This window comes from Microcoleus vaginatus FACHB-2002 (genome assembly GCF_040004035.1).
GTDB lineage: Bacteria > Cyanobacteriota > Cyanobacteriia > Cyanobacteriales > Microcoleaceae > Microcoleus > Microcoleus vaginatus_C.
This window is the reverse complement of sequence record NZ_JAMPLN010000015.1, coordinates 141395-151941: the sequence shown is the minus strand read 5'-3', so window position 1 is coordinate 151941 and position 10547 is coordinate 141395. Positions and strand designations below refer to the sequence as shown.

Genomic DNA, 10547 nt, shown 5'->3' with positions numbered 1-10547 from the left:
GTTAGTTTTTGGATTTTCTCCCATAGCTCTACTATCAAGGCTTCTTTTGCCTCGTTCGATAGCTGTTTTAGGTCGGGGAGTTTTTCCATTCCTTGATCTAATGTCTATCTTGTCTTCTTGTCAAGGGGGTTGAGCAATTACGAGTTTTTATTACAATAGCGAGAAATCCCTGGCATCAGGGTGTTATTGAATCTTGCTATATCAGAAGTTTTGCCCGTATCTTTCCCGACAGATTGGTGTCGCTTGCGAGGGACAACTTTTTCATAGGCGGCCTAAAAAGTTGTATAGTACAGGGCATATTGCCTGTAAACTGCTGAGAGCAAATCCCACAAATCTGCTGGGTACAATAAAACATGGACTTCTACACCTTTATATAAAGCCCGTGTAGGCTTTGTTTGCGGTTAAAAGGCAGTTTGTGTCCCGCTAAGCCAGTGATGATATTACACTGCGGGTTTTGAAGGAATAGGTAGAAACTCCTAATAAGACCGAGCAACAACTGGAAGCGATGTTGAAAGGGTCAATTATTCTTAGTTAACCGCTATCCCCGTGAAATCTTTGAAAAATACTTCTCGTAAATTGCGTCTCCGTACAGCCCTCGTCGTTCCCTTCGTTTTGCAAATTGTAGCGGCTGTGGGGTTAGTTGGTTATCTCTCCTTCCACAATGGGCAAAAAGCCGTTAATGACTTGGCAACCTAACTCAGTAATCAGGTGAGTAGCCGCGTCACTAAGCAGTTAAGTAACTACCTAGCAACACCTCAACAAGTGAATGGAATTAATGCACAGGCGATCGACCTAGGGATGCTAAACTCACAGGATTTCGATACAACCAGACGATTTTTTTGGCAGCACATGAAGTTGTCTGAAAAGCTCACTTACATTTTGTTCTGTAGCCAGCAAGGAGAGTATGTCGGCATTGGACGAGAAGACGATGGTTCTCTATATACAGAAAGGATACAAGCACCCGATATAACGCCGATCAAACGCTATGCCATTGACCAAAGAGGCAATCCAACAAAACTTTTGTCAACGGCAGCCGGGTCACCCAGGGAAGATGTATGGTACAAAAATACGGTAGCTGGGGGTAAACCAACCTGAAATCCGGTCCAGCAATGGTCAGATCACCCTGACATTATTTCCATTGCTTCTACCTACCCGGTGTATGACTCATCGAATTGCCGAGCTGCGGCAGTTTATCGGCAAGCAAAAGGTATTTGATGATATTACATTACTGGTGCTAAAGCGGCAGGATGACGCTGCTGACGATAGGCAAAATCATGAAGTGATAGCATCCAGTAATTAACCTATGCACTCTGCATAGGAATCTATGCTAGTAGTTTCAACTGTCCTGACTTGCTTGCTAACAAGAGTTAACCAAAGCAAGGTGGAATTTGGCATACAATAAACAACGTATGAGAGCATTGGTTATGTCGTCACAAAAATTATCATAAAGGAGACATAAATCGTGATCAAGAAAAATCACCTTCCCAAGAAAGTTGTATGGGCAGTGATAGCCATCTGTGCGCTGCCATTCTTTCTTAATTTATTGGGTGTAGACTTTGACTCAACCCAGCAACCCTTTGAGGTGTCCATTTTCTCTGAAATGAGCAAATATGAAAAGCTGGATGCTTTGTATCATAGCTTATCGGGTAGCTTTATCCACACAATACTAGAGTGGAGTGCCTTCTGTACTGCGATTTTTACTGCGCTATTATCCTTTGTTTACTTCAAGATTAAAGGAGATATAGTGACACCCATCATTGGTATTGCTTTATTTTTCGCTGGTAGCATGGATGCTTTTCACATTCTAATTTCCGATCGCTTGATCGCAACTCATGCTGAGAGTTATAAGGTGATGATCTTTACTTGGACAGTTTGTCGGCTGTTCAATCCTCTAATCTTGATTGCAGGTGCTAGTATTTTTTTGGTCACTAAAGTTAAAAAGTACAGTGGAGACTTGGCTTTTGTTGCTACGATCGCCCTAGTTTTTAGCATGATCTCTTATGCTATTATCCACTACGCTCTTACCGGCACTTTTTTTCCACAAGCTATTTTCCCTGACTCCTTGATTATTCGTCCTTGGGATGCGTTGTCGTTACTGCTATTTATCTTTGCAGGTGTGTTTGTTCTACCGCGCTTTTATCAGCGTTATCCCAGCCTATTTTCCCATAGTCTGATTATCAGCATGATTCCGGCGATCGGTACTCAGCTACACATGAGTTTCGGTTCAAAAATCCTACTCGACAATGATTTCAACATTGCACATTTTTTAAAAATTATCTCCTATGTAGTTCCATTTATAGGATTGAGTGTGGATTACATTGACACTTATAGACAAGAGGAAATAGCTCTTAAAACCATCTCCCTCAACCAAAAACTCAAATCAGAAAACTTGCGTATGGGTGCAGAACTTAATGTTGCCCGTCAAATCCAGCAGATGATTCTGCCCAAACCTGAAGAGCTGAAAATTGAAGGACTCGATATTGCCGGATATATGGATGCTGCCGATGAAGTCGGCGGCGACTACTATGATGTCTTAAACACCGATGGCGTTGTCACTCTGGGCATCGGCGATGTCACTGGACATGGACTCGAAAGCGGTATCTTGATGTTGATGGCGCAAACAGCCGTTCGCACCCTCAAGGAAATCCGCGAAACTGATCCGGTTCGGTTCCTGGATGTGATCAACCGCACCCTTTACAAAAACGTGCAGCGTATGAATTCCGAGAAAAGTCTCACCCTAGCGATTTTAAACTACTCAAAAGGATGGGTCAGCATCAGCGGTCAGCATGAAGAAACAATCATTGTGCGAAACGGTGGAGAAATTGAGCGAGTAGACATGATGGATTTAGGATTCCCCATTGCTCTTGACGATGACATTTCTGAGTTCATCAGTCACATTTCAATTGAGCTACAGCTAGGAGATGGTATCGTGCTATATACCGATGGTATTCCCGAAGCAAAAGACATTAAGAAAAAACAGTATGGAATTGAACCGATGTGTGAAATCATTAGCCAAAACTGGCATTTATCGGCTGGGGAAATTAAGCAAGCGGTGATTGACGATGTACGGCGACATATCGGCACTCAAAAAGTATTTGATGACATCACATTGTTGGTTTTGAAGCGGACCCAATTAGGTGTTGTAGAAAAAAAGTCCCAGCCTCAAGCAGCCGCATTGGTTTAGAGCGAGCGCCCATACCTCAAAACAATAAAGTGATGACATGAAACGGGAAAATGGTCTGCGGGGCGATCGCGTTAGCAGTCAAATTTACGAGGAAGTGTTACGATACCTCAAACGCAGTGCCACGAAACAGGCTAAATATTAAGCAAACTTCAAAGCTGTAGTCACCCTCTAAATTTCTATTAGTCTCATCTATTAATGGTAATTAATACGATTTTTTGCTAGTCATTTTTTCCCTTATTTCGGCAATTTTTGCCTCCTATATTACCTTATAATTACCTGGAACGATGACTCTAAAAAACGGTGAAAATATTCGCTTAGGTGGGTTAATTGGTGGTTCGTTGACGGGAACGGGCATCTGGGCAATGCACTTTTTAGGAATGCTGGCTTATCACCTGCCAGTAGCGATCGCCTAGGATTTACCCATTGTGATTGTCTCTTGGCTTGCCGCCGTCATTGCATCTGGTATGGCCTTCTACAGCTTGCATTGAGGTTTTGCACACAGGTTCTCATTGTTAATCCCCGGTATTCTCATGGGCTCTGGCATTGAAAGTATGCTTTATATTGGCAGGGCGGCGATGCGAGTACCTGCCGAAATGCACCATAATTACTCGATTGCGGCACTGTCTTTCTTAGTTGCCGTTATTTCCAAATCTATAAGGAATCCCCAGAGATAAATGCTCTTATTTTGGTGGCTGGCAATAAGCTTGCGCTGTACAAGTCTTGCGGGATGTCAGCCTCCCAGCCGTGTAGCAGTTGCAACTTACCTAAAACCCTATCAGGGATTGAAAAAAGGGCAGTCTTACACGCTGGGCAATTACCCAAAACCCTATCAGGGATTAACACACTATATGTAGTGTTGATACAGCTTCATTTCAACCCTGCATATAGTGTTTTCAAGCTAATACTTCACCGTTAGCGGCAAGGATTTTATACCCAGTTCCGCGATCGACGCGAGCCGATCGCACAACCGTCGCCACCCAAATTTCCGCACCACCCCAATACAGCCAGCAGTACCGGGCATATTGGCATCAAAATGCACCCCCAGCTCGGCGCGCATACCGTGAATTGAAATTACGGGGTCGGGCGTAATGTGAAAAAACAGGCCCTCAACCCCGCGCGTATCCAGCCAGTAACCTTCGGTTGGTATTTCGTATTCCCCTGCTGGGATAGGACCCTTGCCGCGCACCCATTCGTCACCCGGCCGCTGGTAATCCGCGCAGCCGGAAGTAGCGAGATAGTTGATCGTTTCGCCGCTAGGATAAACGAGCTGTAAATTCCCATAAATTAGTTCTGATGATTGAGCCAACTGCATTGTAAAAATTAATTTGTGCATTTTATTTTCTGTTTAATTTGTTCAATTAAATTTTGAATTTCTGCAAGTGTTTTTCTTCCAGATACCAAATCCCGCAGATTGCCGATAGTCATACCCTGAATGTATCCATATTCTTTCGCCAAATCTTCTAAGCAATCTATTAATTGAGCCTGACTAGAATTGGGAGCTTCCAACAGTTGTTTAGCTTTGTCTATGGTCATGTCGCTGCTTGGGAGGCGAAACCAACAAACCGCCCAACAACGTTAAAATCGGCGCTAAGAAAGGAATAAGCGGCGTAGCATTTTCTTTTTGAAAAACTAGAATCAACCCCGCTCCGACCAACATAATTACAGATACATTTAAAGAAGCAACCGTAAATCGATACGAGTATTTGTCCATTTAAAACCCCGTATCATTATTATCGTATTGTCGCAGCAAATCTTCTTGCACGTCTTGAATATCTTCCCTGGTGTGATATCCGTGATTAATCTTTAAAAACTTTTGCAAAGCGCGAAGCTCGCCCCGCAAACTAATAAACAAACTGCGAAGGAGTGTAATTTTGCGTTGGATATTGGCTAAGCGTGTTAAAACGGCGCGCGTTGCATTCCACAGCACAACCAGGCTGACCAAGGATGTCAAAAGCGTTCCAATAAATGAAGCATTTTCTACTAAGCTTTTCACAATTTCAATCCGCTTAACTATTGTCCGGTGTAAATTTCAATCACTATTGCAATTTCCTTGAGCCACCGGACAGGCTCAAATTTTAAGCGGTATTCAGTGGTAAGTTGAGGTAATTCGATTAATGTACGGCGTTTTAGTGGTACAGGCCAACGAGAGGCTTCAAAATCAGGATTGCTATTGCCCAATAATTGTATCAATCTGCCCGCCATCCACCAATTAGGTTTTGCCTGTAAAGATATTGTGTAAATCCTAATAGTGTGCTGAGCAAAGCTGCCTGAAATTGCTATTGCATTTATGGGTGTTTCATCTGTTGTGGAATGGAAATCATTATAAACAACTTGCCAATCACTTTCATTATCAAGAGTCATTTTAATAATTAAAAAGGTTGGCGGCTTGCCATGCTGCTTCTTGAAGGTGAAAAAACGGATCTATTTCTGCGTAGTCTAAAATGTCTAAATAAGTGTCAATATCCAAAGTGCCGTTAAGCAAATCTTTAGCTGACTTGTTGACTAGACACATTTTTTCAAATTCTGTTTCTGCGCTGTTAACAGGAATTTGAATCTCCAAAAAATCCTCGATTGCATCAGGAACTATTAAGTATTCCTCTTTCATTCCTGGAAGCCAAAGTTCTTTCTGGAGACTCATTTTTATTCCTATTAAGAAGCTTTTATAACAATGTCGCCAATTTCACCTTGAGGGGTAAACCCTACAAACCGATTGTTAGCCGGAGGATTTCCAAGCAAAGCATCTCTTAAAGCTTTGCGCGCTGCTTGCTCTGATTTATCGGTTGCGGCTCCATTCACCCCGAAAGAACTGCTTACCGTATTTGTCCTGTATTTCATATAGGGCAGCCCTGTCATTCGAGAAAGCTTGCCGGGTTCGCCGTTACCGGTTCTTTCTGTAAGCTTGACTTTTGCAAATTGTACTTTTTTTGCTTCAGCCGACATATTGCCCGCGCCATCAGGAACCGCTGCCAGAACATAACCAGTAGTAGCGGTAGGGGAAACAACAGTAAGAAGGGCCGTAATTAAGGCTGCATCGTTTTCTTCTTTGGTGTTTGGTTCTGGCGTCGCCGAAGCTGGGGCCAAAACTTTTGTTTGATACCAGAATTTGTCTGGAGCGCCGAAAGGTTTAACGTAGCCAACGCGAGACGCTCTATTCAAGCGTTTGTGATCGCCGACTGCAGCTTGATAAGCCGCCCGTTTAGCCGCTCTATCTAATTTTTGCCAAGCTTCCAGTTTATCTTTCGCTGCTTTAAGCTCGTCAGCCCGTAAAATATCGCTAAATCTAGCCATTTGTTTTATTACAAGTATTGTTGTTAAGAAGGGATTTTTGGCAAGAGCAAGTCACATATCAAATATGTCTTATCCTCGCCTAAAAAGCCATTATTTTAGTCACTATTAAAAATTCAGACCTATAGGTATGTAAGATTATTAGGCTATACTAAAATTATTGCCTGACAAGGGTTTGAGAGTATTATGACTGTTGTTATTCCTGGAACAAATGGAACAATTAAAGGTACGACTGCCGAAACTCAATTTTTTCAATTGATAGAGTATTTTCAAGGATTAGAAGCAGCGGGGAATAATGTCACTAGCTTTGTTTCTGGAAATTATGACAGCGACGCGCTGCTGTTTACTGGCGACTTTACCGCGCCCGTTAAATTTACAGGAACGGGATTAAATTTTGTCGGTAAAACAGAAAGTTTTTTGACCGGAACTTTCACCCCCGGTACGGGTGGCAAATTTACTGCTGCAAATGCTTTAGATTATTTTTTAGAAGTCTTGAGCTTCATTCTTGCGACTCAAAACGATGATTCTAAAAATCCTAACAAAACTAAGAATATCAGCGCCAGTATTAATGCAACTAACGGAACTGTTAGCGGCAGTTTCACGTTGCCTTTTACCCGTGTAGTTACAGATACGGGTATTACTATCACGCCTAAAGAATATTTGTTGAGTTAAAAAATGCCCGAATATACCTTTTCTATTCTGTTTGAGCCGCTAAAAGCCAACAGCACAATTCAGACAATTTTTGATACAAATACTTTAGTTGCGCCGATTAAAACGGCGATTGCGGGCTACATTGCGACGTTGGGTTCGCCTGCCGCCGAAACCGCACATTTATCTTGGGAAAACTGCGGCGCTGCAGTTTATTTAGAGCAACTGATTGCCACCTACCATTTGCCCAGCTTAGGAATTCAGACACCCGCACCGGCTCTCAAGCGAAATTCTACGCTTGCCGACAAAGTGACAGAAATTTCGGCGCTCAACGGGCAATATCCAAAATGCCAATTGATGCTTTACGTGCGGAACTCTGCCGCCGACCCGTGGGTATGGAAAAATACCGAAGTTATTCAAAACTACGGAAACCGCGCAAACACGCTCGATCTAATTCCTTACTTAAGTCAAGGGACTTTAGATATTTTTGGCAAAGCAACTCAAGTCGGAATTCAGTTTATTTCCGATCCGACTTTCAAAACGACATTGCCAGCGGCGGGCGATCGCCTTTCAATCAAAGGAGCGCTGCGGGTCGAGGTTAGCCAATTCGATTCAAAAAAAAATGATGTAACCGAACAGTTGCTCGATCGCATGGCGATGCTAGAGCTAGCCGTTGACGGCCGATTGATAAATTTGCCGCCCGGTACTTTATTAGGGCGCAATGCTGGTACGGGCGTAGTCGAGCCTATTTTTCAATCAAATTTTGCTAAGCCTGCCGATATTGATACAGCAATCTCTAACTTGATAGCTGGAGCCCCAGAAACTCTCAATACTTTAGACGAATTGGCAGCAGCGCTTGCCGACAATGCCAGCTTTGCAGCTACTATTACCAATTTGTTAGCGCTAAAAGCTCCTTTGGCTAATCCCACATTTACAGGAATTATCAACAACAGCGAAGGTAGAATTCAATTCCCTTCGACTCAAGTACCAAGTACAGATCCCAATTGTTTGGACGATTACGAGGAAGGAACATTTACGCCTCTTGTGATTGGTGTGACAGCAGCAGGAACCGCGACTTATACATCACAAATAGGTAGCTATACAAAAATAGGTAAAAGAATCTTTTTTGATATTTCTGTGGAGTGGAGCAATCACACCGGAACGGGAGAGATGAGAATATCGGGACTGCCTTTTTTGTTTGCTAGCAGTCCTATTTCGGCTTGCAGTATTTGGCACAGGAATTACACTCTTACTGCTAACAATATTTTGATGGGTTATGTCGGGGGATTTTCTGGCGGGATAGGTCAAATTGTTTTTAGCCAAGTTCCAGTCGGTGGTGGCAGTTCTACTTCTGTTATTTTAGACTCGGCGGCCGGATTGATGGTAAATGGCAGCTATTTAGCGCTGGCTTAACAGTTAGCGCTAATTTTTTGAATGAAATCAAATAAAAATGGGACGTATAAGAAGTGGGATAACACAAGCTACTGCATCAGCCGAAGGAACTATTTCGGCAGAGGGGAATATTGGCAAAAACAAAGCTCAAGGCTCAATTGATAGTGAGGGAATTTGGGATTTAGGGATTGATTTTAAAGTAGGCGGATTAGGAATTACTAACGACTACGGCGGGGCGATTACGGTAAGCATTGCAGGGCAATCAATTACTTGGGGCCGAGAAGGCGGAAAAATTCACTACAACGTAGGAGGATTTGAGGTAATTGTTGAAGCTCGCGACTGCGTAGTTACCGAGCAAAAAATAATTATGGGAATTGTGGTAGCTTCGCATACTTATCCCGACCCCGGGTGTGAATTACCAAAAGAAGAAGAACCGGCACCGCCAGAATTACCACCGGGACCAAACGGAATTGAATTAAGCGATGGGCCTGAACTTGTTTATGTTGTGCTACAAGGTTATGTTTACGGTGTCGAAATAGATAAAAGATATAACCCGCCAATTTACGATACTTGGTTTTCTGATCATGTGGTGACTGTTACCGACATTCAATCTGGTGAAATACCCGCCCCCAGTTCTCCATCAAATGGGGCTTTGCCGTTTAAAGTTTCAGAGACTTATCAATGGGGAAGAGATAGAGCTGCCCAGAGATCACGCGGTACGGCATCGGGTACAACTAACGAGACGACCAGGCTGTATATGCCTACTTTTAATTATTTAATATATCAAGCAATTATTAACCCTTATACAGCCAATTTAATTTACACAGAAAACGAAATTGTAAAGCCTATGCCTAGCGGTTTTGCTAGTTCTGTTGCGACGTGCGTAATTTTATATGGGTCTAAAACTAATTGCAAAAGGCGATTAGGAGAAATAAGTGAAAACAACCCTTACAACGTCACGCATTCTGGCGCAGGATTTGACCTAACTAGGCTAGTCAGATACATTGTTGTTCGCGTAATTCCAACTGGAAAACAAAAAACAATTACCCCGTTCTTGCAACCTGGAGTACCCCCACACATGAACGACTGCTGTGAAGATATTCTCGACTCACTTGAAGACTTGAAAGACGTTTTGCACGTCGATTTCTTCAAGAGAAAAAAGTTTCCTATTCCTACTTATTTATTAGCTCCCGGTTGCGAACCGGGTAAAACGACAGACGCCGAAAACTATTACCACTTATTCCAAAAAATATTCCAAGCAATTGCCCACAATACAATTGTTAGCCCGCAAATAGATATTCAAGATGCGGACGCGGTGAAAGAGGGCGACCAGAAAATCAATGAGAGATACCTCTCAGCGACTGGATGGGCGGAAGCGGTGACAAAGATGCTCTACGAAATTGTGGACGATGGCAATATTGGCACAAATATGGACATCCGCACGGGCGTTACCGTAACGCAGTTGTTAGTAGCAGTTGCGGATTTGTCTCACAAAGTTGACTGCATAATCGACTGCATCGGCGTAACTACGAAACGCACTAAGGATGAAGTCGAAACATCTTACAACCTTGTTGTAGAAGGAGAAAACACTAAGGGTTTTGACCCCAAAAAATCTAACAAGCAATTGGATTTGAACGACGACATTAGTACCGAAAAGCTTTTATCGGGATTGTTGCGTACTCGAAAAAATCCAATCGTAAAAGAGGAAATACACCCCAAGTCACCAACATTGTTTGAAATGTTACAAGACTTAAAAAATAAATAACATGGCAATTAATTTAGCAAAACCTAACAAAGCGCTTATCAAGGTTTCCATAAGAGCCAAGGTATTAGAAACCGTGGAAAATATGCGAGTGGAGCGCGCACTCGAACGCGAAAATATTAACCGCGCTGTGGGAGTTGGTAATTTTAAAAATTTTGAGAAGGAGTACAACACCGAATACGAACAAAGCCGCAACAGTACTAAAGACCCCATTCCCAGCAAGCGCAAATTGAAAAAAGTTTCGAGCAATTTAAACCTTAAAAAGTTGATGTAATC

General features: G+C 42.7%; 15 protein-coding genes and 2 pseudogenes. 11 read left to right on the top strand and 6 right to left on the bottom strand.

Annotation, left to right across the window (positions count from 1 at the left end; genetic code table 11):
• Window positions 1-546 precede the first annotated feature (546 nt).
• From NDI35_RS15250 to NDI35_RS15220, 7 genes and pseudogenes are all read left to right on the top strand, one after another.
• Window positions 547-696: a hypothetical protein gene (locus NDI35_RS15250; protein ID WP_445313478.1), complete on the top strand. Its 150-nt coding sequence runs from the start codon at window positions 547-549 to the stop codon at window positions 694-696.
• A gap of 12 nt (window positions 697-708) precedes the next feature.
• Window positions 709-1095 carry a hypothetical protein gene (locus NDI35_RS15245; RefSeq protein WP_445313477.1) on the top strand — a complete coding sequence of 129 codons (387 nt, stop codon included), beginning with the start codon at window positions 709-711 and terminating at the stop codon, window positions 1093-1095.
• 64 nt (window positions 1096-1159) lie between these two features.
• On the top strand, window positions 1160-1300 hold the full coding sequence (locus tag NDI35_RS15240) for a hypothetical protein (protein ID WP_445313476.1): 141 nt from the start codon (window positions 1160-1162) through the stop codon (window positions 1298-1300).
• 300 nt (window positions 1301-1600) lie between these two features.
• Window positions 1601-2290: pseudogene (locus NDI35_RS15235) on the top strand (MASE3 domain-containing protein); the annotation flags it as partial.
• A gap of 66 nt (window positions 2291-2356) precedes the next feature.
• Window positions 2357-3184: pseudogene (locus NDI35_RS15230) on the top strand (PP2C family protein-serine/threonine phosphatase); the annotation flags it as partial.
• A gap of 284 nt (window positions 3185-3468) precedes the next feature.
• The gene (locus NDI35_RS15225; RefSeq protein WP_445313475.1) at window positions 3469-3597 is read left to right on the top strand and encodes an MHYT domain-containing protein; all 129 of its coding nucleotides are present in this window, start codon (window positions 3469-3471) and stop codon (window positions 3595-3597) included.
• Window positions 3598-3714: 117 nt separating this feature from the next.
• Window positions 3715-3858, top strand: coding sequence for an MHYT domain-containing protein (locus tag NDI35_RS15220; protein WP_445313474.1), 144 nt, complete (start codon window positions 3715-3717; stop codon window positions 3856-3858).
• 224 nt (window positions 3859-4082) lie between these two features.
• Here NDI35_RS15220 and NDI35_RS15215 read toward each other — a convergent pair whose 3' ends face one another.
• The 6 genes from NDI35_RS15215 to NDI35_RS15190 all read right to left on the bottom strand — a co-directional run bounded on the left by NDI35_RS15215 (window position 4083) and on the right by NDI35_RS15190 (window position 6472).
• Window positions 4083-4517 carry a hypothetical protein gene (locus NDI35_RS15215; RefSeq protein ID WP_445313473.1) on the bottom strand — a complete coding sequence of 145 codons (435 nt, stop codon included), beginning with the start codon at window positions 4515-4517 and terminating at the stop codon, window positions 4083-4085.
• Window positions 4505-4717: a hypothetical protein gene (locus tag NDI35_RS15210; RefSeq protein ID WP_445313472.1), complete on the bottom strand. Its 213-nt coding sequence runs from the start codon at window positions 4715-4717 to the stop codon at window positions 4505-4507. The genes NDI35_RS15215 and NDI35_RS15210 overlap by 13 nt, the downstream gene beginning before the upstream one ends.
• A gap of 178 nt (window positions 4718-4895) precedes the next feature.
• Window positions 4896-5177, bottom strand: coding sequence for a hypothetical protein (locus NDI35_RS15205; RefSeq protein ID WP_445313471.1), 282 nt, complete (start codon window positions 5175-5177; stop codon window positions 4896-4898).
• 17 nt (window positions 5178-5194) lie between these two features.
• Complete coding sequence (locus NDI35_RS15200) at window positions 5195-5545, bottom strand: hypothetical protein (protein ID WP_445313470.1); 351 nt, start codon at window positions 5543-5545, stop codon at window positions 5195-5197.
• A 1-nt stretch (window position 5546) separates the two neighbouring features.
• Entirely contained in the window at window positions 5547-5822 is a 276-nt protein-coding gene (locus tag NDI35_RS15195; protein ID WP_445313469.1) for a hypothetical protein, read from the bottom strand.
• A gap of 11 nt (window positions 5823-5833) precedes the next feature.
• Window positions 5834-6472 carry a hypothetical protein gene (locus NDI35_RS15190; protein WP_445313468.1) on the bottom strand — a complete coding sequence of 213 codons (639 nt, stop codon included), beginning with the start codon at window positions 6470-6472 and terminating at the stop codon, window positions 5834-5836.
• Window positions 6473-6655: 183 nt separating this feature from the next.
• On the opposite strand from NDI35_RS15190, the gene NDI35_RS15185 reads away from it, so the two are divergent.
• The 4 genes from NDI35_RS15185 to NDI35_RS15170 are packed head-to-tail and all read left to right on the top strand — an operon-like array spanning window position 6656 to window position 10545.
• Window positions 6656-7141, top strand: a complete 486-nt coding sequence (locus tag NDI35_RS15185) for a hypothetical protein (protein ID WP_445313467.1) — start codon at window positions 6656-6658, stop codon at window positions 7139-7141.
• 3 nt (window positions 7142-7144) lie between these two features.
• Window positions 7145-8530 carry a hypothetical protein gene (locus NDI35_RS15180; RefSeq protein ID WP_445313466.1) on the top strand — a complete coding sequence of 462 codons (1386 nt, stop codon included), beginning with the start codon at window positions 7145-7147 and terminating at the stop codon, window positions 8528-8530.
• A 37-nt stretch (window positions 8531-8567) separates the two neighbouring features.
• A complete protein-coding gene (locus NDI35_RS15175) occupies window positions 8568-10274 on the top strand; it encodes a hypothetical protein (RefSeq protein ID WP_445313465.1) in 1707 nt (568 codons plus the stop codon).
• Window position 10275: 1 nt separating this feature from the next.
• A complete protein-coding gene (locus tag NDI35_RS15170) occupies window positions 10276-10545 on the top strand; it encodes a hypothetical protein (protein WP_445313464.1) in 270 nt (89 codons plus the stop codon).
• The last annotated feature ends 2 nt before the right edge of the window (window positions 10546-10547 follow it).